Annotated in this window: 25 protein-coding genes, 1 tRNA gene and 1 pseudogene; 14 read left to right on the plus strand and 13 right to left on the minus strand. The window is 67.1% G+C overall.

Going from position 1 to position 26,127, the window contains the following annotated elements; all coding sequences use genetic code 11:
- Positions 1-11: 11 nt before the first annotated feature.
- Together fdh and ACFPJ1_RS43335 are read right to left on the minus strand one after the other, a co-directional pair.
- Positions 12-2,624: pseudogene (gene fdh / locus ACFPJ1_RS09430) on the minus strand (formate dehydrogenase); the annotation flags it as partial.
- A 12-nt stretch (positions 2,625-2,636) separates the two neighbouring features.
- Positions 2,637-3,203 (minus strand): hypothetical protein, encoded by a 567-nt coding sequence (locus tag ACFPJ1_RS43335; protein ID WP_465261066.1) that lies wholly within the window; start codon positions 3,201-3,203, stop codon positions 2,637-2,639.
- A gap of 76 nt (positions 3,204-3,279) precedes the next feature.
- On the opposite strand from ACFPJ1_RS43335, the gene ACFPJ1_RS09435 reads away from it, so the two are divergent.
- The 3 genes from ACFPJ1_RS09435 to selB all read left to right on the plus strand — a co-directional run bounded on the left by ACFPJ1_RS09435 (position 3,280) and on the right by selB (position 6,451).
- Positions 3,280-3,374 (plus strand) — tRNA-Sec (locus tag ACFPJ1_RS09435).
- Positions 3,375-3,394: 20 nt separating this feature from the next.
- Positions 3,395-4,687, plus strand: a complete 1,293-nt coding sequence (selA, locus tag ACFPJ1_RS09440) for an L-seryl-tRNA(Sec) selenium transferase (protein WP_380103055.1) — start codon at positions 3,395-3,397, stop codon at positions 4,685-4,687.
- A gap of 3 nt (positions 4,688-4,690) precedes the next feature.
- The gene (selB, locus tag ACFPJ1_RS09445; protein WP_380103057.1) at positions 4,691-6,451 is read left to right on the plus strand and encodes a selenocysteine-specific translation elongation factor; all 1,761 of its coding nucleotides are present in this window, start codon (positions 4,691-4,693) and stop codon (positions 6,449-6,451) included.
- Between the two features lie 526 nt (positions 6,452-6,977).
- Here selB and ACFPJ1_RS09450 read toward each other — a convergent pair.
- Both ACFPJ1_RS09450 and ACFPJ1_RS09455 read right to left on the minus strand, forming a co-directional pair.
- Positions 6,978-7,535 (minus strand): hemerythrin domain-containing protein, encoded by a 558-nt coding sequence (locus ACFPJ1_RS09450; protein WP_380103060.1) that lies wholly within the window; start codon positions 7,533-7,535, stop codon positions 6,978-6,980.
- A 737-nt stretch (positions 7,536-8,272) separates the two neighbouring features.
- Positions 8,273-8,527 carry a hypothetical protein gene (locus ACFPJ1_RS09455; protein WP_380103062.1) on the minus strand — a complete coding sequence of 85 codons (255 nt, stop codon included), beginning with the start codon at positions 8,525-8,527 and terminating at the stop codon, positions 8,273-8,275.
- 246 nt (positions 8,528-8,773) lie between these two features.
- Between ACFPJ1_RS09455 and ACFPJ1_RS09460 the strand changes: the two genes are divergently transcribed.
- The 5 genes from ACFPJ1_RS09460 to ACFPJ1_RS09480 all read left to right on the plus strand — a co-directional run bounded on the left by ACFPJ1_RS09460 (position 8,774) and on the right by ACFPJ1_RS09480 (position 11,751).
- Positions 8,774-9,217 (plus strand): Hsp20/alpha crystallin family protein, encoded by a 444-nt coding sequence (locus ACFPJ1_RS09460; RefSeq protein WP_380103064.1) that lies wholly within the window; start codon positions 8,774-8,776, stop codon positions 9,215-9,217.
- A gap of 24 nt (positions 9,218-9,241) precedes the next feature.
- Positions 9,242-9,904, plus strand: a complete 663-nt coding sequence (locus ACFPJ1_RS09465) for a hypothetical protein (protein WP_380103066.1) — start codon at positions 9,242-9,244, stop codon at positions 9,902-9,904.
- Positions 9,904-10,290, plus strand: a complete 387-nt coding sequence (locus tag ACFPJ1_RS09470) for a VOC family protein (RefSeq protein ID WP_380103068.1) — start codon at positions 9,904-9,906, stop codon at positions 10,288-10,290. Before ACFPJ1_RS09465 ends, ACFPJ1_RS09470 begins: the two co-directional genes overlap by 1 nt.
- Before the next feature lie 70 nt (positions 10,291-10,360).
- A complete protein-coding gene (locus tag ACFPJ1_RS09475; protein ID WP_380103069.1) occupies positions 10,361-11,185 on the plus strand; it encodes a sigma-70 family RNA polymerase sigma factor in 825 nt (274 codons plus the stop codon).
- Positions 11,186-11,334: 149 nt separating this feature from the next.
- Positions 11,335-11,751: a DUF2267 domain-containing protein gene (locus ACFPJ1_RS09480; protein ID WP_380103071.1), complete on the plus strand. Its 417-nt coding sequence runs from the start codon at positions 11,335-11,337 to the stop codon at positions 11,749-11,751.
- Positions 11,752-11,768: 17 nt separating this feature from the next.
- Here the strand turns inward: ACFPJ1_RS09480 and ACFPJ1_RS09485 are convergent, their stop codons facing one another.
- The 8 genes from ACFPJ1_RS09485 to ACFPJ1_RS09520 all read right to left on the minus strand — a co-directional run bounded on the left by ACFPJ1_RS09485 (position 11,769) and on the right by ACFPJ1_RS09520 (position 17,763).
- Positions 11,769-12,218, minus strand: a complete 450-nt coding sequence (locus ACFPJ1_RS09485; RefSeq protein WP_380103073.1) for a DUF1931 family protein — start codon at positions 12,216-12,218, stop codon at positions 11,769-11,771.
- 364 nt (positions 12,219-12,582) lie between these two features.
- On the minus strand, positions 12,583-12,834 hold the full coding sequence (locus ACFPJ1_RS09490; protein WP_465261067.1) for a cation:proton antiporter regulatory subunit: 252 nt from the start codon (positions 12,832-12,834) through the stop codon (positions 12,583-12,585).
- Positions 12,824-13,174: a hypothetical protein gene (locus ACFPJ1_RS09495; RefSeq protein WP_380103077.1), complete on the minus strand. Its 351-nt coding sequence runs from the start codon at positions 13,172-13,174 to the stop codon at positions 12,824-12,826. Before ACFPJ1_RS09495 ends, ACFPJ1_RS09490 begins: the two co-directional genes overlap by 11 nt.
- 20 nt (positions 13,175-13,194) lie before the next feature.
- Positions 13,195-14,322, minus strand: coding sequence for a mechanosensitive ion channel family protein (locus ACFPJ1_RS09500; RefSeq protein WP_380103079.1), 1,128 nt, complete (start codon positions 14,320-14,322; stop codon positions 13,195-13,197).
- Between the two features lie 2 nt (positions 14,323-14,324).
- Complete coding sequence (locus ACFPJ1_RS09505; RefSeq protein WP_380103081.1) at positions 14,325-15,851, minus strand: MFS transporter; 1,527 nt, start codon at positions 15,849-15,851, stop codon at positions 14,325-14,327.
- Positions 15,848-16,762 (minus strand): PrsW family intramembrane metalloprotease, encoded by a 915-nt coding sequence (locus tag ACFPJ1_RS09510; RefSeq protein ID WP_380103082.1) that lies wholly within the window; start codon positions 16,760-16,762, stop codon positions 15,848-15,850. The genes ACFPJ1_RS09505 and ACFPJ1_RS09510 overlap by 4 nt, the downstream gene beginning before the upstream one ends.
- A gap of 50 nt (positions 16,763-16,812) precedes the next feature.
- Entirely contained in the window at positions 16,813-17,247 is a 435-nt protein-coding gene (locus ACFPJ1_RS09515) for a hypothetical protein (protein WP_380103083.1), read from the minus strand.
- Positions 17,248-17,277: 30 nt separating this feature from the next.
- Positions 17,278-17,763 (minus strand): Hsp20/alpha crystallin family protein, encoded by a 486-nt coding sequence (locus tag ACFPJ1_RS09520; protein WP_380103084.1) that lies wholly within the window; start codon positions 17,761-17,763, stop codon positions 17,278-17,280.
- 351 nt (positions 17,764-18,114) lie between these two features.
- On the opposite strand from ACFPJ1_RS09520, the gene ACFPJ1_RS09525 reads away from it, so the two are divergent.
- From ACFPJ1_RS09525 to ACFPJ1_RS09545, 5 genes are all read left to right on the plus strand, one after another.
- Positions 18,115-18,780 carry a response regulator gene (locus ACFPJ1_RS09525; protein ID WP_380103086.1) on the plus strand — a complete coding sequence of 222 codons (666 nt, stop codon included), beginning with the start codon at positions 18,115-18,117 and terminating at the stop codon, positions 18,778-18,780.
- An 8-nt stretch (positions 18,781-18,788) separates the two neighbouring features.
- Positions 18,789-20,159 carry an RAD55 family ATPase gene (locus ACFPJ1_RS09530; RefSeq protein ID WP_380103087.1) on the plus strand — a complete coding sequence of 457 codons (1,371 nt, stop codon included), beginning with the start codon at positions 18,789-18,791 and terminating at the stop codon, positions 20,157-20,159.
- Positions 20,160-20,295: 136 nt separating this feature from the next.
- The gene (locus ACFPJ1_RS09535; RefSeq protein WP_380103088.1) at positions 20,296-21,726 is read left to right on the plus strand and encodes a helix-turn-helix transcriptional regulator; all 1,431 of its coding nucleotides are present in this window, start codon (positions 20,296-20,298) and stop codon (positions 21,724-21,726) included.
- A gap of 49 nt (positions 21,727-21,775) precedes the next feature.
- On the plus strand, positions 21,776-24,553 hold the full coding sequence (locus ACFPJ1_RS09540; protein ID WP_380103089.1) for an ATP-binding protein: 2,778 nt from the start codon (positions 21,776-21,778) through the stop codon (positions 24,551-24,553).
- Between the two features lie 90 nt (positions 24,554-24,643).
- Positions 24,644-25,096, plus strand: coding sequence for a Dps family protein (locus ACFPJ1_RS09545; protein ID WP_380103090.1), 453 nt, complete (start codon positions 24,644-24,646; stop codon positions 25,094-25,096).
- Here ACFPJ1_RS09545 and ACFPJ1_RS09550 read toward each other — a convergent pair.
- A complete protein-coding gene (locus ACFPJ1_RS09550) occupies positions 25,093-25,308 on the minus strand; it encodes a DUF1918 domain-containing protein (RefSeq protein ID WP_380103091.1) in 216 nt (71 codons plus the stop codon). The genes ACFPJ1_RS09545 and ACFPJ1_RS09550 overlap by 4 nt on opposite strands.
- Before the next feature lie 226 nt (positions 25,309-25,534).
- On the opposite strand from ACFPJ1_RS09550, the gene ACFPJ1_RS09555 reads away from it, so the two are divergent.
- The gene (locus tag ACFPJ1_RS09555; protein WP_380103092.1) at positions 25,535-26,050 is read left to right on the plus strand and encodes a YflT domain-containing protein; all 516 of its coding nucleotides are present in this window, start codon (positions 25,535-25,537) and stop codon (positions 26,048-26,050) included.
- Positions 26,051-26,127 lie beyond the last annotated feature (77 nt).

The following is a 26,127-nucleotide window of genomic DNA, read 5'->3' on the forward strand; positions in this document are numbered from 1 at the left end:
ATCTCCTGCAGCTACCCGACAGGCCGGGCGCGCCGACGGTATTCCTCGACGAAGGCGAGCAGATCGGGCCCACGCGGTCGGCGTCCCGGTCGCACATCGCAGGTGCCCACCTTGCCCTGGATGTACACGTTCGGGTCCAGCGTGAGGTTGACCAGGTCGTTCTCCGAGTCGCCGGTGCTCAGCCCCCTGCCGCCCCAGTGGTACGGCAGGCCGACCTGCTCGATGACGCGGTCGCCGATCCGCAGCGAGCGGATTCGCTCGGTGACCAGCACCCGCGCCTCGATCGCCGTCCGCGTGGTGACGATCGTTGCCCATCCGCCGTTCGTCAGCCCCCGCTCGGCGGCGAGCCGTGGTGAGACCTCGCAGAACATCTCCGGCTGTAGCTCCGCCAGGTGTGAGAGGCCGCGGCTCATCCCGCCCGCGGTGTGGTGCTCAGTCAGGCGGTAGCTGGTGAACACGTACGGGAATACCTCGGAGAGTGACGGGTTGCGTGGGTTCGCCGGGTGCTCGATGTCCAAATGCGCCGGGTTGTTCTGCTGTCTGTACAAGGCGTTGGGCATCGGCGACTCTGGTGGCTCGTAGAAGGCCGGCATGGGCCCGTCGGCCAGCCCGACGGGCACATACAGCCAGGCCTTCCCGTCGGTCTGCATGATGAACGGGTCCCGGCCGCCGATCGCGTCCGGCCCCTTCGCGCCGTCCTCCGGCACGTGGTCCGGCGGCCTGTCCGGGATGAAGTCCGGTACGTCGTGCCCGGTCCACTTCCGCTCGTCGGGATCCCACCAGATGTAGGCCTTCCGCTCACTCCAGGGTTTGCCGTCGGGGTCAGCGGACGCACGGTTGTAGAGGATCCGCCGGTTCGCCGGCCACGCCCAGGCCCACTCCGGAGCAACCCGGGACTGCTCGCCGCCGGGCTTGCGCCGGGCGGCCTGGTTGATCTCGTCGGCGTACACGCCGCAGTAGATCCAGCAGCCACATCGCGTGCTGCCGTCATCCTTCAGCTCGGTGTACGCCGACAATGCTCTGCCGTCCGGGCCGATGCCGTTGACCTCGCGAAGTACCGCGGCCGGGCTCGGCTCGTGCAGCGGGCCCTCCTCCGGGTAGTCCCAGGTGAGGTCGAGCAGCGGCCGGTCCCGCTCGTCGGTCGAGCCGGCCAGTCTGGCGCGGAGCCGCTGGCCGAGCTCGTAGTAGAACTGCAGGTCGCTGCGCGCGTCCCCGGGCGGCTCGACCGCCTTGTTGTGCCACTGCAGCATGCGTTGGGTGTTGGTGAACGAGCCGCTCTTCTCGGTGTGCGCCGCGGCCGGCATGAAGAACACCTCGGTGCCGATCTTTTCCGTGCTCAGCTCGCCGGTCTCGATCTCCGGCCCGTCCTTCCAGAACGTGGCCGACTCGATCATGGTCAGGTCACGGACCACCAGCCAGTCCAGGTTCGCCATACCGAGCCGCTGCATCTTGCCGTTTGCCGAGCCGACCGCGGGATTCTCGCCGAGCAGGAAGTAGCCCTTGACCCGCCCCTCGATCTGGCCGACCACGGTCTCGTACGTCCCGTGGTGGCCGGTGAGCCGAGGCAGGTAGTCGAAGCAGAAGTCGTTGTCCGCTGTGGCGGCGTCGCCCCACCAGGACTTCAGGAGGCTGACAACGTACGACTTCATGTTGCCCCAGAAGCCGGTCTTGCCGGCGTCCTCCTCGACGAAGGCATCCAGATCCAAGTGCTCCTCGGCGTGCGGCATCGTGATGTAGCCCGGCAGGAGGTTGAACAGCGTCGGGATGTCTGTCGAACCCTGGATGCTGGCGTGCCCGCGCAGCGCCATGATCCCGCCGCCGGGTCGGCCGATGTTGCCGAGCAGCAGCTGCAGGATCGAACCGGCCCGGATGTTCTGTACGCCGACGCTGTGCTGGGTCCACCCGACCGAGTAGACGAGCGCGGCGGTGCGGTCCCGGCCGCTGTTGCTGGTCAATGTGTCGGCGACGACACGAAACTGGTCAGGGGAGATGCCGCAGACCTGCTGCACCACTTCCGGGGTGTAGCGAGCAAAATGCCGTTTCAGGATCTGGTAGACGCAGCGCGGGTGCTGCAGCGTCTCGTCGCGTTCGGGCTTGGCGTGCACGGCGGGTCCACCGGCGCCCGCGGTCTCGGACCTGCCAGCGGCATGTCGGCGCCTGGCGGCGTTACGTGCGGCCGGTACCGTGTCCGCGCCCTCGTAGTGCCATGAGGTCGGGTCGTACGCTCCCTTCTCAGGGTCGAAGCCGGAGAACAGCCCATCGAGATCGTCGGTGTCGCGGAACTCCTCGCTGATGATCGCGGCCGCGTTCGTGTAGTTCAGGACGTACTCGCGGAAGTCGAGTTCGTTGCTGAGCACATGGTTGATCAGCGCGCCCAGGAACGCGATGTCGGTGCCGGCCCGGATAGGCACGTGCAGGTCCGCCACCGCCGACGTCCGGGTGAACCGCGGGTCGACATGGATGACGGTCGCGCCGCGGGCCTTGGCCTCCATCACCCATTGGAATCCGACCGGGTGGCACTCGGCCATGTTCGAGCCCTCGATGATGATGGCGTCAGCTTCGGCCAGGTCCTGCTGGAAGTTGGTGGCGCCGCCGCGACCGAACGAGGTCCCCAGACCGGGGACGGTGGAGGAGTGTCAAATCCGGGCCTGGTTCTCGATCTGGATCGCGCCCATCGCCGTGTACAGCTTCTTCATGAGGTAGTTCTCCTCGTTGTCGAGGGTCGCTCCTCCGAGGCTGGCGATGCCCATCGTCCGGCGTACCCGCAGGCCGTCGTGCTCCCACTGCCAGAACTGTTCGCGCGTCTTCAGGACCCGGTCGGTGATCATCTCCATCGCGGTGTCGAGATCGAGGTCCTCCCACTCGGTGCCGTATGGCCTGCGGTAGCGGACTGTCGTCTCCCGCAGGGGCGACGTCACCAGTTGCTTGCTCGCGCTGCCCTTGGGGCACAACCGCCCTCGCGACACCGGGCTGTCCGGATCTCCCTCGATCTGGATGACCTGCTCGTCCTTGACGTACACCCGCTGCCCGCAACCCACGGCGCAGTACGGGCAGATCGAGCCGACCACGCGGTCGGCCCGCACCGTCCTGGCGCGCAGTTCCGCGCTGCGCTCCGATTGCGCAGCCTTACCACGGCCGAGCCGGTCCGTCCCGCGCAACTGGCGAAGTGCCGGCCACGAACCTGGGAACCAACGGTCGCCCATACTGCCAATTTGTCCCATCGCATCGCCTCTCGCAAGTCCCGGTGCCCTACGGCCTGTTGGCATTACTGTTGGTTGCGGAGGCGTACCTCGTCTGGTGATGGGCGCGGTCTTCAAAGCCGTTGTGACCGGGCATCCCGGTCAGGCGGGTTCGATTCCCGTCCGCCTCCGCCAACATCGGTTGGAGGCTGCTCTTGAGCGATCCGCGCCGGGACACCCCGCGCACCGATCAGGTGCTCGCCGACCCGCGCCTCGAGGCGGCCACGTCCAGACTCGGCCGAGCAGTGGTCAAGCGCGCGGTCACGGCAGCACTCGAGCGATGCCGCGGCGGCGAGATCGACGCCGCGCAGGTCGTCCCTGCCACGCTCACAGCACTGCCGGCGTACCCGACCTCGCCGCGCCCGGTGATCAACGCGACCGGCGTGGTCGTGCATACCAACCTCGGCCGGGCACCTCTGTCGGAGGCTGCACGAGAGGCGCTTCAGGTGGCCTCCGGGCCGACTGATGTCGAGCTCGACCTGGCTACCGGACGCCGGGGGAGGCGTGGCGCAGCGGCGCTCTCCGCACTCGCGGCCGCGGTACCGGACGCGGGTGCGGTGCATGTGGTGAACAACGGTGCCGCCGCGCTGGCCCTTGCCACCAGCGCGCTGGCGACTCGCCGTACGGTCGTGATCGCCCGTGGGGAGTTGGTCGAGATCGGCGACGGCTTCCGGATCCCCGAGCTGATCGAGTCGGCGGGCGCCACGATCCGCGAGGTAGGTACGACGAACCGGGTCCGGCCGGCCGACTACGCCGAGGCCATCGACGACCGGACGGCGTTCGTGCTCAAGGTGCATCCGTCGAACTTCCGGGTGGAGGGGTTCACGGCCTCGGTCTCGATCGCCGAGCTGGCCACGCTGCCGGTGCCGGTCGTCGCGGACCTCGGCTCGGGTCTGCTCGCGCCGCATCCGCGGCTACCGGACGAGCCGGACGCGGCGACCGCACTGCGAGCCGGGGCCGACCTGGTCACCGCCTCCGGCGACAAGCTGCTCGGTGGTCCGCAGTGCGGGCTGCTGCTCGGCGATTCCGACCTGGTCGAGCGGTTGCGGCGATTCCCGCTGGCACGCGCGCTGCGAGTCGACAAACTCACCCTGGCCGCCCTGGAAGCCACCTTGACCGGGCCGCCGACGCCAGTGGCCGCCGCGCTCGCGAGCAGTCCGGACGAGTTGTTGCGGCGGGCTGAGCGGATTGCCGAGGTACTGGCTGAGCATGGCGCGACGGCCGCCCGGTCCACGGCTGTTGTCGGTGGTGGTGGTGCACCGGGCGTCCAGCTGGACAGTGCGGCGGTCGCCGTACCCGCTGAGTTCGCCCTGCCCCTGCGGTCCCTCGACCCGGCCGTCGTCGGTCATGTCGAACGCGGACGGCTGATGCTCGATCTGATCGCCGTACCTGCTGATCTCGACGATGCTGTGGTCGAGGCGGTCCGGCAGGTCGCGAAGGACGGCTGAAGCGTGCACGTCATCGCTACCGCCGGTCACGTCGACCACGGGAAGTCCACGCTGGTCCGGGCGCTCACCGGCATCGATCCGGATCGGCTGGCGGAGGAGCGCAGACGTGGTCTGACCATCACGCTCGGGTACTGCTGGACGGAGCTGCCCGGTGCCGGTGAAGTGGCGTTCGTCGACGTACCGGGACACGAGCGGTTCATCCCCACGATGCTCTCCGGGGTCGGCCCGGTGCCCGCGGTGCTGTTCGTTGTCGCCGCCGACGACGGTTGGATGCCACAGGCTGCGGAACACCTCGCGGCTCTGGACGCGTTGGGTGTCGAGCGTGCGGTGGTCGCCGTCACCCGCTCCGATCTCGCCGATCCGGCGCCGGCCACGGAGCGCGCCGTCGCAGAGCTGGCCCGTACGTCGCTCCGCGGGGCCAGCGTGGTGGCGGTCAGTGCCGCGACCGGCCACGGCCTGCCGGAGCTCCGGGATGCTCTGGCCGAGCTGGCTGGAGCTCTCCAGCCACCGAAGCCGGACTCCGACGTGCGGCTGTGGGTGGACCGGCTTTTCACGGTCCGTGGCGCGGGCACTGTCGTCACCGGCACACTGGCGGCCGGAACCATCCGGACCGGCGATCACCTTGCTGTCGCCGGCGAGTTGGTAAGAGTCCGTGGGATCGAGGCGCTCGGCCGACCTCGGGACAGCGTCGCGGGTGTCGCCCGGATCGCCCTGAATCTCGGCAGCAGGGTTCCGCCAGGGCTGCGCCGGGACAGCGTCCTGGCCACGCCGGATCGTTGGCAGTGGACGACTGTGGTGGATGTCGTGCTCGGTCCGGACGCGAAGGTGCCGACCCGGGCGGACCTCACGTTCCACGTCGGTGCGGTCGCGGAGCCGGTGCATGTCAGGCCGCTCGGGGAGACGCACGCCCGTGTGCAGCTGCGCAATCCGGTGCCGCTGCGGATTGGTGACCGCGCGATCCTTCGCGATCCCGGCAGCAGGAGGCTCTGGGGGATCACAGTGGTGGACCCTGTCCCGCCTCCGCTCGGACGTCGTGGTTCGGCGACCCGGCGGGCGCGCGAGTTGGTGGATGCGGTCGGGCGGTTGGATGCCAATGCCGAAGTTCGTCGTCGCGGCCTGGTCTCGGACGCTTTGCTTCTCCGGATTGGCGTCGACCCCATCGGTGCGGACGACGTGCTGCGCGCGGGGGAGTGGCTGATCTCGCGCGAGCATGCCGTCAGCCTTCGGAACCGGTTGAACGATCTTGTCACGGCGTACTCAGCGCAACATCCCCTCGATCCGGGCATCACCGCTCACGCGGCCGCCGATGCGCTCGGGCTGCCGTCGGTCGAGCCCTTGCCTCTGCTGCTCGGCGACACGCTGCGGACAGCTGAGGGCAGGGTGCTGCCGGCCATCGATCACGGGCTGCCGCCGAAGGTTGTCGATGCCGTCGAGCGGCTGGCGGTTGAGCTGCGCAAACGTCCGTACCAGGCACCGGAGGCAGGTCAGCTCAGGTCCGTGGGTTTGGACGCGAAGTCGCTGGCCGCCGCGGAACGGGCCGGACTGCTGCTGCGGATCACCGATTCCATCGTGCTTCTACCGGGTGCCGATGAAGCCGCCGCGCGGTTGCTGGGCGCGTTGCCGCAGCCGTTCAGCACCGGCGCTGCCCGGCGGTGCCTGGATTCCACCCGCCGCGTGGTGATCCCGCTGCTGGAACGCCTCGACCGGCTGGGCTTCACCGATCGGCTTCCGGACGACACCCGGCAGGTCCGGGCACCCGTTTAGACCTGCTCCCGGGTGGGGTAACCGCACGCTGCGAAGGGAGGCCGGATGTCTGATGGCAACCGGCGCGCCGGCGCGGTGCAAACGCGCTGTGTCAGTGACGCTGTTGTGCGTCTCGGATGATCTCGATCGCGGCATCGGTCAAGCTGGCGTGGGTCTGCTGGGACGAGGTGCTGGTAGGCGTGGCCATGTCGGCGCCAGTGGTCTCGGCCAGGACTCCTTGGCCTGTTCGATCACCGTCCGCCCGGCCAGAGCCGCCTGGACTCGCTCGTTGAGCTCGGAGCTGGTCAGTGCGGTGGTCTGGATTATCACCACGGTCGCGATTGTCGGCGAACGCCTGTGTCAGACGGAGGCTGTCGTTGTCGACAGAACGCTGGCTGGTGTGGAACGCATGGCCGACGTCCCGAGGATGCCGGAGGCAACGGCGATGGCTGCGGTACGGCGGTTCATGGGCAGGCGATTCCGGTCGAGGTGTCGTGCTTCCATGCCTTGTGCTTCCGCGGGCCGCGGCTCGGTCCGGCCCGATGAATCAGCGCTCGGCCTCGCGCTGCACCTTCTGCTGCAGCTTGTCCTTGCTCAGGCCGGAGCTGCCGGGGATGTCTGCGTTGGCGGCCTGTTGGGCGAGCTGGTCGCGGGTCATGTCGCCGGGCTGCTCGCCGAGGTGTTGTTTGCGGCTGGCAACGAATGCCTCGCCGAGTTCGTTGCGTCGTTCGGTGGACAGATTGGAGCGCATGCCCGGCAGGACCTTGGTCTCTTCCTCCTCGACATGGTGCGAAACCGCGTCGACAAGGTTCTGCAGGGCCTTGTCGAACTCGGGCGAGGTCGGATCTGTCTTGGCGAGTTTGGCCAGGAGTCGGTCGGCCTCGATGTGCTCCTGCTGGCTGTGCGACACCTCTTCCTTCTCACCGGCTTCGGCGGCTGCGACCGGGTAAACCTCGGCCTCCTCGGCGCGGCTGTGTGCGGTCAGCAAGGTTGTGAGCACCGGTAGCAGGTTCGGCCGCTTCTCCGGGTTCTCCTTGAGTTCGTCGAAGAGCCGCTCGACCTCGCGGTGGTCCTGCATGATCAGATCGACTACATCAACGGGCATTTCAAAGTCCTCTCGGCTGGTCTGGTCTCGACACCGGTACCCGCGCGCCAATCACCCGTGCCGTTCCACCTGGCCGATACGCCGACGTCCCGCAGCACCGGCAACGTACACGACACGTCGCGACCTCGACCCCGTCAGGCTGGATCGATGAGGTGCCGATGGGAGTTCGTGTGATGGGTACCAGTCGCGTATGAAGCGTGGAGACCTGGAAGAGTTCTACCGGCGCTATCTGCGGCGTTGCAACGAACACAGGTTCGACGAGCTCGGCTAGTTCGTCGACGAAAGGGTCGAGGTGAACGGTGCGCCTCACGACGTACGACGCTATGCCGCGGGCCTGCGGACCGTCGTGGAGAGGTATCCGGACTTCCACTGGGACCTGCAGCACCTTCTGATCGACGGTGACTGGTTGTGAGCGCACCTGATCGACAGCTACGCGACACCCGACGGACGGGGTGCGAGCCTGCAGGAATTCGCGATCTATCACGTGAACGACGACCGGATGGCCGGGGCGCCCGAGCCATCTCTTTGCTCGTAGCAACAACATCGGCCAGCGGCGATGGGCCATCGCAGCCGACAACGAGGATGCTGAACCGTACAACGCGACAGGGGAGAAGAACGCCTCCCCCTTGACCCGAACTCACCCAAGGCTGTTCAACGATGGCGATACCAGCGGAACCAGTGGCAGACTGTCTGGGCAGCCGCGGCTATGGCGCACGCGGACATAGCCGGGCATTGGATCAGGCGTCGGAGGTCGGCCGGATCGTTTTGATCGGTGAACGCGGTGGGAACCGCCCCGGGCCGTAGATGTTGGTCTCGATGACCGCGCCGGCGGCGTCGCGGATGATGTGCCGGGCTTGCGCCCACCGGGCGACTTCGGCCCCGATCGCGACCTGCCGCAGTCGTGGACCGCCGCTGGAGAACGGCTCGCAGCCGGGTCGGCGGTTCTTCCAGACACCGTTCTCGCAGTAAGTCTCGACATCTCGAGTGTCCATCGCCAGCCCCCTCGTGCCGCGTGGTCCGTCGGTCGGCAGTTTCTGTCGGCCGGCGACGCATACCGGTACTCCGCCGCAATCGTTCACCCGGCGCTCGGACGACGCCTGAGCATCCCCAGGCAGACGTCCGCAGCGGCGATGAGCATGTCATCGGATGGATGACGACTGATGCTTGTCATCCATCCGACGACGTGTTAGAACAGTGCTGCGTATTGACAGCGAAGTCGACAGTCTGGAGGTGGAACGATGTTGATGCGCACCGACCCGTTCCGGGAGCTGGACCGGTTGACCCAGCAACTGAGCGGTGCCTCGTCGCCGGGGACCTGGTCGAGGCCGAACCCGATGCCGATGGATGCTTATCGGGCCGGCGACGAGTACGTGGTGGTCTTCGACCTGCCGGGTGTTCCGCAGGACGCCATCGATCTGGACGTCGAGCGCAACGTGCTCACCGTGAAGGCGGAGCGGCGGCCGCTGACGGTGTCCGATGAGGTCGAGATGCAGGTGGCCGAGCGGCCGCTCGGGGTGTTCTCCCGGCAGTTGTTCCTCGGCGACACCCTCGACACGGAGCAAATCACGGCGGAGTACGAGAGCGGCGTACTGACGGTGAAGATCCCGGTTGCCGCACAGGCCAAGCCCCGCAAGATCTCCATCAGCGGCGGGGATTCCGAGCCGCGCCAGATCAACGCCTGACCGGCCCGCGACAGGAGAACCTTGATGCACCGAGCTGAGCCGCCCGACGGCCTCGACGAGGCCACCGATGCTCTGGCCTTCGTCACCGGCGTACTGCGCGAGCTCGATGCTGATGGCAACGATTCCGCCCAGTCCGCCCAGTTGCTCGAGGCACTCGTCCGGATCCGCGCGGTGCGGGACCACCTGGCCGAGTGGGAGCCGAGATTGATCGACCAAGCCCGGGCCGCCGGCACCAGCTGGGCACAGTTGGCGCCGGCGCTCGGGGTGGCCAGCAGACAGGCGGCCGAGCGGCGGTACTTGCGGATCAACGCGCAGTCGGCCGGCGCCGCGATGACGGGCGAGCAGCGTGTCCAGGCCGCCCGGGATCAGCGTGCGAGCGACCGCGCGGTCGCTACCTGGGCGCGGGGCAACGCTGCCGATCTTCGCCGGCTCGCGGGGCAGGTCACCGCATTGGACGGGCTCGACCAGACCACCCAGGATAGCGTGGATCGGATCCACGATGCCCTGGGCGACAACGACTCCGCGGCCCTGCTCGGCCCGTTGGCCGACGCCGGCCCGCGACTCACCCGCGACCATCCGCGGCTCGCGGACCGGATCTCCGAGCTCGGTGACCGGGCCGACGAGGTCCGCCGAGCGACGACACAACGACCGGGCGAGACCCGGCAAAGCCAGGAGGAGGGACTCTGATGAAGTTGCTGTTCGAACTCCGACCGGTCGACCACCTGGACGCCAGCGTGGACTATTACCGCAGCCTCGGGCTCGAACCGCTTGGATGGCCCGACGACGACACGGCCATGCTCGGACCGCGCGGCGGCGCGGCGACGATCGTGCTGGTCCGTGATCCCGCCGAGAGCGCGCTCGGCGCCGGGGGTGTGTACGACGTGGGCGACCTCGGGGTCTTCTTCGGCGATCACCCGGAGCTGGATTGGTTGATGGCCCCGGTCTGGTCGTCGCTCGGCTGGTACGCGGTGTTCGCCGACCGGACCGGCACCTGCATCCGGCTGCTGGATCCGTCCCCACACCTGCCGAGCGCCGCGGAACCATCGTCGAGCGTGTTCGCCGTCGCCAGCTGACAGCACCAAGAACTTTGACCGTGGTCCAGGGATGTGGCCACGCCGTGACTCGAGGGTCGCGAGGTCAATCATGCTTTCTGGTAATACCGACGAGACAGTACCGACGCAGTGCTCGACACCCGAACAGCGGGCCGCGCGTGAAGCCGCTACCCAGGAACTGCTGCAGCGCCGGGAGCGAACGTCCGACGAGGTGGAGCGACAGGCCTTGATCGATCAGGTGGTCGAGCTCAACATCGAGATCGGGCGCGGAACCGCCCGCCGGTTCCGCGGACGTGGCGCCGAGGCCGATGATCTCGAGCAGGTCGCCTACCTGGGCCTGGTCAACGCTGCCCACCACTACCGGCTCGACGCGGATACTCCGTTCATCGGGTACGCGATCCCGACCATCCGCGGCGAGGTGAAGCGGTATTTCCGCGACTGCGCATGGACCGTGCGGATCCCACGCCGGCTGCAGGAGGTCCAGGGCTCGATCATGGCCAAGCAGCCCGAGCTGCAGCAACAGCTGAACCGCGAACCGACCCGGGCCGAGCTCGCGGATTACCTCGGCCTGGAGGTGGACCGCGTCGAGGAGGCGATGGCCGCGAAGGGGTGCTTCAACGTGTTGTCCCTGGACCGCCCGTCAGCCACGGACGCGAATCTGACACTGGCCGATCTGGTCGCCGCCGAGGACGACCGGACGGTCGACCAGTTGGAAGCGGTTGACATGTTGCGGCCAGTGCTGGCAGAGCTGGGACCGCGTGAACGACGCATCCTGGAACTGCGTTTCATCGAGGGCTGGACCCAGACCAAGATCGGCAAGGAGATCGGGCTCAGCCAGATGCAGGTGTCCCGCGTCCTACGCAAGATCCTCGACGATCTCCGCACAAAGCTCACTTCCGCGCAGGCGGTGGCGTGACAGTCATCGGTCAACTGTGATGATGCAGACTCTCGTTGCCCCAGCGATGCCGAGCACATCCACAGCTCCCGACTGGGCGATTCGGGGATGTGTCGTGCTCGCCCCAGTCCGAGGCTCTTTGAAGGGCCACTCGAGATGGGATCAAGGGAATGCGCGACACGTTCAGCACCACGGTGGAGAAGACGAACAGGATCCTGAAAGACATCGAGAAGGCTTACGGCTGGCCCAAGGAGCGCCGCAACCAGTCGTACGCCGCCCTGAGGGCGGTTCTCCACTCGCTGCGCGACCGGCTGACAGTGGACGAGTCCGCTCAGCTCGCGGCCCAGCTTCCGCTGCTGGTCCGCGGAATATATTTCGACGGGTGGGACCCCAGCACCGTGCCGGTGAAGATGAACAAGGAACAGTTCTTGGAGCGGGTACGGCACGAGTTCCGCTACGAGGTCGAGGGCGGCGTTGAGCCGCTGGTTCACACCGTTCTGCAGGCTCTTAGACGCCACGTGACCGACGGTGAATGGGACGACATCATGTCTAGTATGCCGAGGGATCTGGCGGCCGCCCTGGCGTAGCGGGTCGTCTGCCAGAGCTACAGCAGCAGGCCGAAGATGCGGAAGGCGTCTGCCCAGTGTGCTGTCTGCGGATTCTTGACATCGGGGTCGATGACCTTGATGGTGCGAGCGAGTGCGACACTCAGCCCTCCCACCACTTCGGGCAACCGGGATTCGGTTTCCTCGCTGACGGTCACGTCGAGCGGTGGCCATATCGTCAGCTGCGCCAAGATCGGCCGCAGCTCGATCTCCTCGTCCAACTCGCGGAACACATGAATGCTCTGCTGCAAGCCCTTGGTGATGGGCAGGTCGCGCGGTTGGAGGATGTCCCGGCCGTTCGCCTTCGCCGTGCCCTGGCCGATCACCAGGAGATCGTGGAGCTTGTCGCTGACGAAGTCGCTGTACCGCTTGAGGTCATCCTTATCGACGTCCAGACTCGCCGCGGTGCGGAAGAAGCGCTCGAACCTGTGCACACCCATGACTGTCATGCCGTCTCTCCTCTTGGTGCGGGTGCTCGACGACCGAGTGGGCGACGCAACCACGCCACCGTCGCCATGCTGCCGCGACGAGATGTCGGCGTCACCACGCAAACGTGTAGAGCAGCCGCCCGCGCGGGCTGAGCGCGGACCGCCCGCCCGCCCACCAGCCACTGGCGATCTTCGTGACCGCTGTGATGACGGCGAGCAAGCCGGCGAGAAGGGCGAGAGTCCCAGCACTCGGAGCAGCAGCACCTCGTCGTTCGGCGAGAACATCATCCGCGCGACCGCTCGAGCAGGTCCTGGCCGACTGCATCGGCCGCACCGGCTGCCAGCCACGCTGGGTCTGCGTACACGGGGTGTCCTCCGCCAGGGCCTAGATCGGGTGGTGGGTACGCCCGAGGGGATCTGGCGGCCCGGGCGGCATCGTCAGCAGGCCGACAAGCGTTGCCCGCTCATCCGGTTGCAGCATCAGCGACTCGGATACGTACTCCGGATCGTCCTCGGCACAGACGACCAGCTCGGTCGTCCCGTCTCGGCGAGCCACCACACCGACCTGCCGACCGGCGGCGGTTCGAAATTCGTAGCAGGTCCCTACGCCGGGAAGCAGCGTCTCCTCAACGCGCACTGTCGAGCATCCCGTGCAGGTGTGCGACCGCGACCTCGATGTCGACGTACTTGTACTGCCCGGCGCGTGATTCGGCCGAAAGCACTCCGCATCGGTGAACGCTGGTGAAGTCGCCGTACGGGAACTTGTATCGTCCCTTCGTGTCTTCGTCCTGGTCGTCGTCGATTCCGAGGTACCAGTTCTGGTACTCCGCCATTCCGTGTTCCTGGATGAACTTGTTCTCGATCTCGGCGGTCGGCCGGTGCTCACTCCAGTCGTCCCGCTCGTCCAGAACAAACCTGCCGTCGGTGATGAGCCTGCGCGCGTGCGCGTAGGCGCGGTCGTTCAGCTTGACGCCCAATCAGATCACTCTCCCAACTCCTAGTCCGCTGTCGATCGGTCCGCTGTCGATCGATCGTCCTGGCTGAAGCCGCGCGCCCTATCCGTGCTCGGGAAGCGGAGCGGTCTCGCGGATTCGACAACGTCGGCGCGCACCTTCGGCAGCGCGCCCGGGTGACGCTCTTGCACGAACATCAGCAACTTCTCGCGTACCTCGCAGCGCAGATCCCAGTTGCTGGGCGCGTCGGCGGAGCTCACCAGCCCGCGGACGACCATCGTGGACGGGGTCGTGTCGACCACCTGCAGCACCCAGTCCAGGCCATCCCACAAAGGTGACTCGTGGACGAGGCGGTACATCTCGGCGCGGAGTTCCTCGACCGGCATGCTGAAGTCGACGTGCAACACGATGCTGCCGATTACCCTCGCCTCGTGCCGCGTCCAGTTCTGGAACACATTGGTCGTGAACCACGAGATCGGCAGGATGAGCCGACGGTTATCCCAGGCGCGGACTACGACGTAGGTCAGGGTGATCTCGTCGATACGACCCCACTCGTTGTTGACGACGACGACGTCGTCGATGCGGATCGGGTCGGTGAGCGCGATCTGGAGCCCGGCTAGCAGGTTTCCGAGCGTCGTCTGCGCGGCGAGGCCCACCACGACGCTGAGCACGCCGGCCGAGACGAGGAAGCTGGCGCCGACGGATCGCGCCGACGGGATGGTCATGACTGCGATGGCGATGGCGACGACGACGAGGATCGCGATCGTCATCCTGCGGAACAAGACGATCTGTGTTCGAACCTTGCGCGCCCGCCGATTGTCGGCGACGGCGATGTCGAACCGCTCGAGAGTGACGTCCTCGAAGACGCGGCTCAGCCGGATCAGCAACCACGCGACGGCAGCGATCAGAGCGAGGACGAGGACCTGCCGCCCGATCTGAACGACTACCCCGCCATGTCCTGCGTAGGGTAGCGCCAGAAGGAGCGCGGCGATGATGACAGTGATCCGGAACGGAGGCTTGCAGTGGGTTTTGAGCGACGACCATACAGTGGCCGCTGATCGCCTCATGTTCTGGCGTACCACTCGCTCGACAGCGAAGGTGGTCACCCACGCAGCGGCCACCGCGACGATGAGGGCGAGCGCCGGCTGGACGAACTGCGACCCTCGGTCCATGCTCAAGGCCCGCGACGAACGTGTGCCGTGAGTCCACCGGTGAGGCCGCTCTCCGCGCAGCAAGCGGCCACCGTCTGCGCGGAGAGCGGTGTAGCGACGGCCTCCAGCGATCGCCCCTCGGCATTGATGCCCCAGGCGAACTCGACAAGACCACCGATGATCATGAGGATCGACGCGACGGTGTAGCCGAGGAACACGCGTCCCCGGTCGTCGCCGTCACCGATCAGCGTTGCGAACAGCCATGGTGCGACGACTCCGCCGACGAGCACTGCCAGCGCGAAGAAGAAGGAGATCGCCTGCGCCCGCAGCTCGATCGGGAAGATCTCGCTCACGGTCAGGTACGCCGATGACGCGGCCGCCGAGGCGAAGAAGAAGATGACGCACCACAGGATCGTCTGCGTGACCGCGGTGAGCGCGCCGTCGTTGAAGAGCCAGCCGGTGACGAACAGCAGCAGTCCGGACAGGGCATAGGTGCCGCCGACCATCACCCGTCGGCCGATCGTGTCGAAGTACCGGCCGAGAAGGATCGGTCCGAGCAGGTTGCCGAGAGCGAACGGGAAGATGAAGTACGCCACCGCGCCACCCTGGATGCCATAGAAGTCGGCGAGGATCAAGGCATAGGTGAAGAAGATCGCGTTATAGAGGAAGGCCTGCGTCACCATGAGTGTCAACCCGACCAGCGAACGTCGGCGGTAGTCCCGCAGGACCACGCGCGCGAGTTCGCGGTAGCTGACCGTTCCCCGCGGCCTGATCGCGATGGCGCTGTCCTCGCCGACGGGCGGCACCTCGATGCCCTTCGCTTCGATGTCCCGTTCGATCTCGCCGACGATGCGCTCTGCCTCGTCGGCCCGCCCGTGTGTGAGTAGCCACCGGGGACTCTCCGGGAGGTGGCGTCGCAGTGGCCAGATCATCACGCCGATCAGGGGTCCGATGAGGAGAGCGATCCGCCAGCCGAGGTCAACCCCGAAGATGTCCTCGTTGAGAAAGGCGAGGTTCGCCGCCGCGCCGATCATCGCGCCCAGCCAGTAGGTGCCGTTGACCGCGAGGTCCGTTCGGCCGCGATACCTCGCCGGGATCAGCTCGTCGATGGCGGAGTTGATCGCGGCGTACTCACCGCCGATGCCGGCTCCAGCGATGAACCGGGTGGCGGCGAAGAACCAGAAGTTCATCGAGAACGCGGTGAGCGTGTTCCCGAGCAGGTACACGCCAAGGGTCGCGACGAAGAGCTTGCGGCGGCCGAGCTTGTCGGTCAGCCGGCCGAACACCAGCGCACCGAACACCTCGCCGAGCAGATAAAGACTCGCCGCCAGGCCCACCTGCGAGGAGGAGAACCCCAGGCTGTCCTGGTCGCGGAGACGATCGGCGATCGTACCCGCGATGGTGATCTCCACGCCGTCCAGCACCCAGGTGATACCGAGCGCGATGACCACTCGCCAGTGGAATCCGGTCCAGGGGAGCCGGTCGAGACGGGCCGGCACACTGCTCCGGATCGGACCTGGCGCGGGCTGCACGTTTCCGGGAGTCGTCATGGCAGGACCGCCGCATGCGCCTTCTCGGGCCGTGTCCTTCGCCAGGTAGCCATGAGGGTAGCGATCCCCAGCAGCGACACCAGAGCGAGGAAGCCGATGGACAGCACCGTGAACAGGTGCACCTGCTCAGACGTCGGCGTCGGTAGTTGGCCCATGGAGAGCAGCCGGTACTGCCACGACGTACCGGTGAGAAGGAATGTGAGCGCGAGCGCGATGCTGTGCGTGTAGTCCCACAATGCGTGCAGCACCGAGACCCACAGATACATGAGCAGAACCACACGATTGAAGCGGAATCGACCTGCACGCGCTTCCCGGAACAGCACTCCACCGAGGATCGCCGTCCAGAGCCCGTGGCCGAAGGGCGCCAGCACGCTCCGCACCAGCTCGGTCTCTACAAGAGCAGTCAACGACAGGCCTTTGACGGTCAACAACGCGTTGAACGCGTACCCGGCCGACTCGAACGCCGCGAACCCGAGGCCTACCGCGGCGCCGAGGACGAATCCGTCCCGGCCATGGCGTCGGGCCAGATGGCGGGTGACGAAGATCAGAGCGCCGAGCTTGGCAGCCTCCTCGATCAGGCCGACGCCGAGGAACAGCAACGGGGAGGGCTCGAGCAGGTAGGTCTCCAGCACGGCTGCCGCCAACACCCCCAGCAGGCCGCCCACCACGAAGGCTTTGACCATGAGCTCGGCGGTGAGGTGCGCGTCCCGCCACGTTTCGAACGACCAGGCGACGAACGTGACGGGGACGAGAAAACTGCCGAGCAGGATCAGCGTGGGTACCAGGTTGGCGTTGGCAGTCAGCAGCGTGACGACGAGGCAGGTGAGCCACAGCGTGAAGCCACCTACAAAGATCTGTGCCCACTCACGGCGGCCGCGTCGATGCGTCGATCTGCCGGTTGTGACGGTCATCAGTCATCCCCACTCGGGCCGGCACGCGGATCGTCAGTGGACACCCCGGTTCACTTCCTCCCGCGCATCCGGTCGCGGACATCGTCCACGACGAACGCGAGCCCGATCGCAAGGAGCCAGACATCCTTGGCGATCGGGATGCCCTGATCGGTCGGCCGGAGGCTGCCCTCCTGCCGCAGACCCGGGGTACGCAGGTACAGGCCGAGGAGGGCCCCGGAGAACGCGGTCAGGCCTGCGCCGACGAGAGCGGGCGGCACCACAGGGACCAAAAGCGCCGCGCCGAGTGCGATCTCTCCCGCCGACAGGGCTCCGACAAACAATCGGGGATCGAGCCGGCGGAGGGCGGGGTATGCACCGGCGGCGAATCCGTGGGTCTGTTTAGCCGCTGCGTGGTCCGCGCGGAGCTTGGTCAGGCCGGAATTGAGGAGGAAGGCGCCCGCGCTGACCCGCAACGGCACCTCCCAAGCCTTCAGTTGCAGATCCACGGTTCGCCTCCTGTCTGGCCGCGGCTCAGCTCAGCCGGGTGTGGTGATCGCGGGCTGACGGTCCCCGCTCTCATGGGTGACGCCGTTCTGAGCTGCATCACTTTCGGTGATCTGGAGCCTGCGCGGCTTCGCCTGCTCGGCGACCGGGACGACGAGCGTCAGTACGCCCTGGTCGTAGGTCGCGGTGATCCGGTCGACGTCGAGACTGTCGCCGAGGAACAGTTGGCGGGTGAAGACTCCCTGCGGGCGCTCGGCGGCGACCACATCCTGCCCCTCCCCGGGTTTCCACGTGCGCTCCGCGCGCACGGTGAGAACGTTCTTGTCCGCCGTCAGCTCGATGGAGTCGCGATCCACGCCGGGCAGGTCGAAACGGATGATGAACCGGTCGCCGTCGCGGAAGGCGTCGATCGGCATCGTGCGTTGTTGAAGCGCTCCACCTTGCTCGCCGAACATCTGGGACATCCGGTCGAGCTCGCGGAACGCGAGTTCACGGAAGGGATCGAATCGCATCAGCATGACTGCCTCCTGTGCGCTCCTGCAGGGGAGCGACGGATCAGATGGTCCGGTAAGTGCGACCGGCTGTGGCCGACCCGTTGCCGGCTCAGCCCGATGTCGGTGGCACGGCTCCGAGTCTCCTCAAAGGGCCTGGCGTCGTCATCCCGCAATCTTGTAGTCCCACCGCCCTCGCTTCCTCGTGAGACGGCGGGCTGGTCTCTGGCGGAGATGGGGTAACCTGCCGGTCATGGACTAGGCGTCCTTGCTCAGTGATTAGGTGCTCCAACCATGGATGTGGCCACGAGGAGCCTGCCCGGCGGTTGTTAGCCGGAAGAACGCGTGTCGTACAAACCAGGGAGATGCGTTCTTCCGATGCCTGATCAGCCCGTCTACAGCATCGGGGCCCTCACGCGGATGCTCGGCATCCCGGCGGCGACGCTGCGGACGTGGGAGGACCGGTACGGGGTCGTGGTGCCCGAGCGGAGTCCGGGTGGCCACCGCCTGTACTCGCGGCTGCAGGTGGAGCAACTGCGCTTCGTCGGTGACCGATTGTCGGACGGACTGTCAGCTAGCGACGCATACCGGCTGCTGCAGGGCCGCTTGGCCAGCGGTGTACCGCTGGAGTCTGCGAGGATCCCGGGCGGCGACGGGTTGCTCGTCCTCCTGGCCGAGCAGGATCCGTTCGCCGCCGACTTCTCCGACTACTTCCTGCGGACGGAAGGGTACGGCGTCACGGTCGTCTCCACCGCCGAGCAGGCGTTGGCAGAAGCCGTACGGAAGATTCCGGATCTCGTACTGATCGATCTGCTGATCTCCGGTGCGCGGGGACTGCGGCTTTGTGCCCAGCTGCGAGAGCAATTCGATGTTCCGGTGCTGGCGATCTCCACGCTAGATCTCCGGGATGAGGCGCTGGAGGCCGGCGCAGCCGCGTTCCTGAAGAAACCACTCGAGCCACTGCGACTGGTGTCGGTCGTCCGGGACCTGCTGGGACAAAGCGCCTACCTGCACTCGGAGTCCGTTGCGGAATCCAGCCCATGAACGACCGAATGACCTCTGGATCGGATCCGCTCGACGTCGTCCTTGGCGGTGGACTGCCGCGCAACGCGATCGTCCTGGTGATGGGCGCTCCCGGTGCTGGTAAGACGATAGTCGCGCAGCAGTGGGTGTTCGCCAACGCCACCCCGGAGCGGCCGGCCCTGTACTTGTCCACGGTCTCCGAGCCACTGGAGAAGGTCCTCAGGTACGGTCAGACGCTGTCGTTCTTCGACCCGACCGCAGTCGGGCGAAGCATCTGGTACGAGGACCTTGGGGCAACCCTCCGTGACGACGGCCTGCGGGGAGTTCTCGACCGCGTGCGCGAGCTCATCCGGGTCAGGCAGCCTGCGATGATCGTGATCGACAGCTTCAAGGCGATGCATCCCTACGCCAGCCGGAGCGGTGGCTTTCGCCCGTTCCTTCACGACCTCGCCGGCATGCTGAGCGCCTTCCCGGCGACGTCCCTGTGGGTCGGCGAGTACCAGGAGGAGGAGATCCAGCGCTCTCCTGAGTTCGCTGTGGCCGATGCGATCATCGCGCTGAAAAGCGTTCGCTCCGGCGAACGCACGTCCCGGGCACTCCAGGTACACAAGCTCCGCGGCGGTGGCTTCCTGGCCGGGACGCATTCGTACCGCCTTTCGGAGGACGGCATCACGGTTTATCCCCGACTCGCCGACCCTGCGGATTCAAGGGATTACGAACTGCGTGGTGAGCGGGTTCCGTCCGGCATCCAGGCGCTCGACGACATGCTTGAGGACGGCTACTGGTCGGGGGCGTCGACCCTGGTGGCGGGACCCACCGGTATCGGGAAGACACTGATGGGATTGCATTTCGTCTTCCATGCCGTCAACCATGGCGAACGCGCGATCATCGCGACGATGCAGGAGCATCCGTCGCAGCTCGAGCGAACGGCGTCGCAGTTCGGATGGTCTGTGAAGGCCGACAACCTGACACTCATGTACCGCAGCCCCGTCGACCTCAACGTGGACCAGTGGGTGTACGAGCTCCTGGACATGATCGAGGCCACCGGTGCCAGCAGGGTTCTCCTGGACAGCCTCGCAGACCTGCAGGTCGCGGCACCTGATCAGATGCGCTTCAGGGAGTACCTCTATTCCTTGCTACATAGGTCGTCGCGTCACGGCACGAGCCTGATGATGACGTATGAGCTCCCTGAGCTGTTCGGGGTGTCCAGACTCTCGGACGTGGCGGCGTCGCACCTGGCCGACAACGTCGTACTGCTGCAATACAGAGGTGTCACCGGTGTGATGGCGCGCACGCTCACGGTGCTGAAGACACGGGCCACCGACCACGAGTCCGGGGTCAGGGAGTTCCAGATCACTGCCGATGGGATCATGCTCGTTCCCGCGCAGGCCACTGAGTGACTTTGGGGCTGGTCAGGGTAGTAGGCAGGTGTAGTTGCCTTCGGCAGTTCCTCAACAACCCTGGCGGGACACCTGCCACCCGAGAGAGTCTCCGTATGTACCGCGCCCCGCACGATGAGTGAGAGGGCAGGCTCCCATGTTCACACAAAGGCCTTCGGCTGGTCGGCTTCGCGGTCGGTTGGGAGAGCTCAAGTCGGTCGTCGACCTTCTCGACTCCGTGGCGACCGGGCACGGCGCGATCTTGCTGGTGGACGGTGCGCCGGGTATCGGGAAGACCCGACTTCTCGCCGCGGCCGAGGACCGGGCAAGGCACCATGGTTTCAGCCTCGCGAGGGCTCATGCTGACGAGCTGCCGCGGCCACTGCCGCTGGCGCCGCTGTTTTCCGGACTGGACCTGGCGCCACCAGGCGGTACACAGGCCCGTGCGCCGGCCACCCAGGGGCAGATGCTCGCGTGCCTCGAAAAATTGGCGGTACACACTGGGAAGCTGGCCGCGCGAGGCCCGGTCTTCATCACGTTGGATGACGTTCAGTGGGCCGACGCAACGACCATCGCGGCGTTGCGAGCGTTACCGACGTGGCTGGCGGAGTACCCGATCGGATGGGTGCTGGTGCGTCGGACGGGCCCGCGGGACCCCCCGATCGACTGGTTGTTCGGTGAGTGGGAGCACCTGGGAGCGCCTCGGATCGCACTCGGACCCCTGGCGGACGATGCCGTCGCTGACGTCATCGCCGACGTGTTGAGAGCGCGACCGGACAGCGACCTGCTGGCCATGGCGCACGGCGCGGCAGGGAATCCCCTACTTGTCAGAGCACTCCTGGACGGACTGCGTGACGAGGGCGGCGTCGCCATCGCCGGCGGCCGGGCACGGCTGCTGTCCGGGCAGCCACCAGGGCAGGTGCGGGAAGTCGTCCACGACTGGGTCATGCGGCTCAGCCCCACGGCGCGCCATCTCTGCGACATCGCCGCGTCCTTGGATCGGTCCTTCGCGGTGGACGACGTGGCCGGCCTGCTCGGGTGGCCGAACGAGCAAGTTCAGCCGGCTCTTCAGGAGATCGTCGCGGCCGACCTGCTCATCACTGTCGAGAAAGACGTCTTGGCCTTCCACCACGAGCTGGTCCGGCAGTCGGTGGCTGATCGCGTTCCGGCGGCTGTGCGTCTCGCGCTGCGTGGTCAGGTGGCTGGGACGCGTCGGCTTTCCACAGCCTTGGCTGCGGCCCCGATGATCGACCGGCGCAGAGAAGGCGCAGCCGCACGGAGCCGTGTGAAGGTGCACCACCCCTTGCGATGGGTTGATGAATGTGCCGACCGGCCGCAGCGTGCCGCCGAGGGGTGGGACGGTTTGACCGGCACCGAGCGGACGGTGGCCGAGCTGGTGACTCAAGGGCTGACCAACCGCGAGGTGGCGGCGCGAATCTTCCTCTCGCCGCACACCGTCTCTTTCCACCTGCGAAAGGTGTATCGCAAGCTCGGCATCCGTAGCCGCGTCGACCTGACGCGCGCGTCCCTCCACCGCGAACGGGAGCTGCGATCTGCCGACGACCTCACCGCCCGTGCGCTTATGTAACGGGGCTGGCCGGCGCCGTTCGATGCCCTTCAGTACGGAGAGGTGCAGCATGCCCCACAGATCCTTACACGGCCGGGAGACCGAGGTCCGCCGTCTCAGCGAATCCGTCATGGCGCTGGCCGCGGGTCATGGCTGCGTCATCGTTGTGGAAGGCACGGCGGGCCTCGGTAAGAGCCGGCTGGTGCTGGAGGCGGTGACCTGGGCCCGGCGTCTCGGGATCGCCGTAGCACCCGGCGTCGCTGACGAGCTGCATCGGGCGTCGCCATTGGCACCGTTGCTGGCGGCATTGCGTGGCTGCAATCCGCCGATTCTCGGAGACGCGAAGTTCGATCGCCTGCACGTGCTGGACTATGACGCCTCCTGGCTGATCGACCAGCTCGAGGGGGCGCTTAGGAGGACGACCGTTCGCCAGCCTGTCCTGATCACGCTTGACGACATTCAGTGGGCGGACTCCCTCACAGCGGTTGCAGTCAGATCCCTTACCGAACGGCTGGCAACCAGCCCCGTCATGTGGCTGCTGAGCCGGCGTCCCTGGCCGTCCACGCCGACGTTGGACACGTTGATCTCCGACCTGGTCGCAGCCAGGGCGATCCCGCTCGCGCTGGCGCCACTGCCGCCAGCGGCTGTCGCCGGATTGGCCGGTGATCTGCTGGGCGCCGCACCGGACGAGGCGCTGCTGGGACTGCTCAAGAAGTGCGCCGGCAACCCGTCCATGGTGGTGGATCTGCTCTCGACGCTCGCCGAACATGACGAGCTGATCATCGACACGGCATCCACCCGACTTCTGCCCGGCTCTCTGGATCAGCGGCTCCGCGGATGGCTCACCCAGGTGGCGCCGCTGACCCGGCAACTGCTGGACGTTGCGTCGATCTTCGGCCGGACCTTCGACGTGCCAACTGTCGCAAAGGTTCTGCACCGCGAGGTTGCCGAGTTATTGCCGTCGGTCCAGGAGGCGCTCGAGGCAGGTTTGCTGGTGGAGGCAGGCGCACAGTTCGGCTTCCAGCACGATCTGATCCGCGAGGCGATCTATGATGCGCTCCCGCTTGGTGCGCGGAGGGACCTGCACCGCGACGCTGCTGACGTATTGCTCGCCGCTGGCCGATCGATCCCCGAGGCGGCGGCCCATGCGCTCAGTGGTGCCGAGCCTGGGGACGCCCATGCCGTCGCGCTGCTGGTCCGTGCCTCCGACGAGGTCGCGGCCGCTGCTCCTGGCACGGCGGGGGACCTGCGGCTGCGGGCCGTCGACCTGATGCCGTACGCCGACGCCGGTCGGCCACGGCGTGTCATGGAGGCGATAGGGCTGCTCCTTCGGGCGGGGCGGAGCGCGGAGGCCCTTGCGGTCGCGGAGGTCACCTTGCAGACCGACCTACCAGCCGAAGTCGAGGCGAGGCTTCGCCTCCGACTGGCCGACTCGCTTGGACTCGCCGGCTACTCGGCCTCTGCGTTGCACCACGCCAGGACGGCGCTCGGCCTCCAGGGTGTCGACGACTCGACGAGGGCCATGCTGTTCGCCGCAGAGTCGAACGCGCATCTGGTGGCCGGTGACCCCGGCGCGGCATTGCGCGCAGGCGAAAAGGGGATCACCACGGGGAGGATGCCGGTTCGCGGTGGCCGGGCTCTCCTCACGATGGGGGCGGCCGAGCAGGTGCGCGGTCGCCTCACGCGATCGCTCGAACTGGTCGATGAAGCCATCGAAGTGATGGCCTCCGATGGGGCGGAGGCGCGGCGCCTTGAAACCTGCTGGACACGGGGGCGCACGCTGATGGCTCTCGATCGCTTCGACGAGGCGGAGGCCGCCTTCGATGACGCGAGCCGGCGGGTGGGCGAGCCCGGCATGGACGTGTTCGGGTGCACCTGCCGCGCGATGCTGCTGCTACACCGAGGCGAGCTGGACGACGCCGTCGCCGAAGGCAACGCAGGCCTGATCCGAGCCGAGGAGCTGGAGTCATGGACGTACGTGCCGGAGCTGTGCGCCGTAGTCGCGGAGGCGAACGCATACCGGGGGGAGTTTGGGCCGGCCCGCCGCCAGCTGCGGCGCGGTATCAGCGCGGTGGGCGAGCCGAGGAGCGTAGGGGCCCAACGGTTGGCATGGGCGACGGCGGTGGTCGACGAGACAGTCGGCGAGGACCCCTCGCTCGTGCTCGAACACCTTGCTTCACTTTACGAGCAACTGCCGGATGGCCTGCAGGTGCTAGCGTTCGATCCCATGGTCGGACCGCGCCTGGTGGGGCTGGCCAAACGAGCAGACGATGCGGAGCGGGCGGGTATCGCCGCCGAGGCGACGGATTCCCTCAGTCGCGTCAACCATGGCGTGATCTCCCTTGACGCCGCGGGCATGCAGGCCGGCGGCCTGCTCGACGGCGATGTCGACCGCTTGGTGGCGGCAGCGCGCGCATTCGAAGCGAGTCCCCGGCCTCTGGCGCGTGCCCGTGCCGACGAGGATGCCGCACGCGGCCTGCTTCAGCAGAGTCGGCGTGCAGAGGCCGTGGAGCATCTCGAGCCGGCACTTGCCGAGTACGAACGCGCCGGCGCGGTCGCACTCGCCCGGCGCGTCCGAGAGCGACTCGCGGACGTCGCCAGGTCGGGAGGAGAACGATCAACAGTCAGGCGGCCCGCCTTCGGCTGGGCGAGTATGACGGCGGCCGAGCTCCGGGTCGCACGACTTGCTGCGACCGGACTCACCAACCGCGCCATCGCCGACGAGCTCGATCTGTCTCCGCACACGGTGGAGTCCCACCTGCGGCACGCCTTTCACAAACTCGACGTCCGGTCCCGAGTCGAACTGACCCGTGTCGTCCTGACCCGCGAACCGACGATCGATGTATGACCTTCGCGTGATCGCGCCTACGCGGTCGCGGGATGCCGGGAATTGATGTACTGGCGAAGATGAGGCGACCCCCGAGGCAGGAGTAGAGCTATGGAGCGGCAGGCTGTCGGACAAGAACTAGGGCCTCTGCTGATCGAGTTGGTGGATCTCGCACTCACCGCGAAGCAGGCTCATTGGAATGTCAGTGGCATGTGGTTCAGGCAACTCCACGCGCAGCTCGACGAGCTCGCCGATGACGTCCGGCTCTGGTCCGACGACGTCGCCGAGCGCCTGACGACGGTCGGTGTCGCCGCCGATGCGCGCGTGGAGACCGTTGCGGCGAGAACACCTTTCGCCAGCTTCCCCAGTGGCTCCGTCGACAGTACGAAAGTGGCGCCACTCATCGTCGACCGGCTGAGCAAGGTCGTCGAGAACAATCAGATGAGGATCGAGAAGCTGGGCGCGGTCGACCTGGTCAGCCAGGACTTGGTCATCGGTATCACTGGCGGGCTGCAGAAGCAGGAGTGGATGTTCGCCGCCGAGCAGCCCGGTCAGCACTCCTAGAACTGCCCGGGCCGGGTGCCGCCGGCAGGGAATTGCCCGACCTGGGCGTCCGGTCCCGGGTAGACAAGGGCCGGGATCTGGACGCCGGCCCAGTGGACCAGGTACGGGGGTGCGCCGTTGCTGCCTCGGACCTCGATGATGGTGCCGTCGCGCACCGCGCAACCGACTGTTCTCCCGTTCACGTGGATGTGGTCGCCGACACGTGCGTACATGCCTACCTCCTCGAGTCAGTAGCCAGTCATTGCCGGTGTGGGACTGACGGCCTGCCAGTCCCGCTGTTGTCAGCCTTTGACGCGGGGCGATGCAGCGCATCCCGGTTCCGCGCAGTCCTCGGTGCGGAGGCGCGGCCGAGTTGCTCACAGGAACGCCTTCCTGAGCACGGGGAGCTGAGAACCACCTGAACCAGGGATGTGTCTCCGGCGGCGCGGTGAAAATCTGGTGGCGCCGACCTCGTCAGAAGGGACAATCATGACCACGCCCCAGGAGACATCTGCCCTCATCAGGGGTCAGACCATCGCTTCCTTCACCAGCTACGCCGAGGCCCAGCGCGCGGTGGACTACCTGTCGGACAACGGCTTCCCGGTCGAGAACATCACCATCGTCGGCTCCGACCTGAAACAGGTCGAGCGCGTTCTCGGCCGGCTGACGAAATGGAAGGCAGCACTGGCCGGTGCGGGCTCCGGTGCCTGGTTCGGCGCGCTGATCGGTCTGTTGCTGTCGCTGTTCGCAGAAACCGGCACCGGCGTCGTGGTGATCCTGCTCTGGGGCTTGTTCTACGGGGCGATCTTCGGAGCGGTCTTGGGATTCATCGCGCATCTGTTCACCTTTGGTGAGCGCGATTTCTCGACGTTCGGGCTCACCGTGGCGACCCGGTACGAGCTGTACTGCGTGCCCGAGCACGCAGCCCGGGCCAGCGAGATGCTGGCGCAGATGCCCAGCCGTGGCACGGGGTGATCGGCCGGGACGACCGTCTGGCACCCGGAACCACACGTTCTGGGGATGTGCTCTCCATCCAGGGGGGACCAGGTTGG

Source organism: Kribbella qitaiheensis, from assembly GCF_042657745.1.
Taxonomy (GTDB): Bacteria; Actinomycetota; Actinomycetes; order Propionibacteriales; family Kribbellaceae; genus Kribbella; species Kribbella qitaiheensis.

Coding starts and splice junctions, on each gene's coding strand:
- ACFPJ1_RS43335 (WP_465261066.1), bottom strand. CDS start 3,203: ATGGGCGACCGTTGGTTCCCAGGTTCGTGGCCGGCACTTCGCCAGTTG.
- ACFPJ1_RS09450 (WP_380103060.1), bottom strand. CDS start 7,535: ATGCCCGTTGATGTAGTCGATCTGATCATGCAGGACCACCGCGAGGTC.
- ACFPJ1_RS09455 (WP_380103062.1), bottom strand. CDS start 8,527: ATGGACACTCGAGATGTCGAGACTTACTGCGAGAACGGTGTCTGGAAG.
- ACFPJ1_RS09460 (WP_380103064.1), top strand. CDS start 8,774: ATGTTGATGCGCACCGACCCGTTCCGGGAGCTGGACCGGTTGACCCAG.
- ACFPJ1_RS09465 (WP_380103066.1), top strand. CDS start 9,242: ATGCACCGAGCTGAGCCGCCCGACGGCCTCGACGAGGCCACCGATGCT.
- ACFPJ1_RS09470 (WP_380103068.1), top strand. CDS start 9,904: ATGAAGTTGCTGTTCGAACTCCGACCGGTCGACCACCTGGACGCCAGC.
- ACFPJ1_RS09475 (WP_380103069.1), top strand. CDS start 10,361: ATGCTTTCTGGTAATACCGACGAGACAGTACCGACGCAGTGCTCGACA.
- ACFPJ1_RS09480 (WP_380103071.1), top strand. CDS start 11,335: ATGCGCGACACGTTCAGCACCACGGTGGAGAAGACGAACAGGATCCTG.
- ACFPJ1_RS09485 (WP_380103073.1), bottom strand. CDS start 12,218: ATGACAGTCATGGGTGTGCACAGGTTCGAGCGCTTCTTCCGCACCGCG.
- ACFPJ1_RS09500 (WP_380103079.1), bottom strand. CDS start 14,322: ATGGACCGAGGGTCGCAGTTCGTCCAGCCGGCGCTCGCCCTCATCGTC.
- ACFPJ1_RS09505 (WP_380103081.1), bottom strand. CDS start 15,851: ATGACGACTCCCGGAAACGTGCAGCCCGCGCCAGGTCCGATCCGGAGC.
- ACFPJ1_RS09510 (WP_380103082.1), bottom strand. CDS start 16,762: ATGACCGTCACAACCGGCAGATCGACGCATCGACGCGGCCGCCGTGAG.
- ACFPJ1_RS09520 (WP_380103084.1), bottom strand. CDS start 17,763: ATGCTGATGCGATTCGATCCCTTCCGTGAACTCGCGTTCCGCGAGCTC.
- ACFPJ1_RS09525 (WP_380103086.1), top strand. CDS start 18,115: ATGCCTGATCAGCCCGTCTACAGCATCGGGGCCCTCACGCGGATGCTC.
- ACFPJ1_RS09530 (WP_380103087.1), top strand. CDS start 18,789: ATGACCTCTGGATCGGATCCGCTCGACGTCGTCCTTGGCGGTGGACTG.
- ACFPJ1_RS09535 (WP_380103088.1), top strand. CDS start 20,296: ATGTTCACACAAAGGCCTTCGGCTGGTCGGCTTCGCGGTCGGTTGGGA.
- ACFPJ1_RS09540 (WP_380103089.1), top strand. CDS start 21,776: ATGCCCCACAGATCCTTACACGGCCGGGAGACCGAGGTCCGCCGTCTC.
- ACFPJ1_RS09545 (WP_380103090.1), top strand. CDS start 24,644: ATGGAGCGGCAGGCTGTCGGACAAGAACTAGGGCCTCTGCTGATCGAG.
- ACFPJ1_RS09550 (WP_380103091.1), bottom strand. CDS start 25,308: ATGTACGCACGTGTCGGCGACCACATCCACGTGAACGGGAGAACAGTC.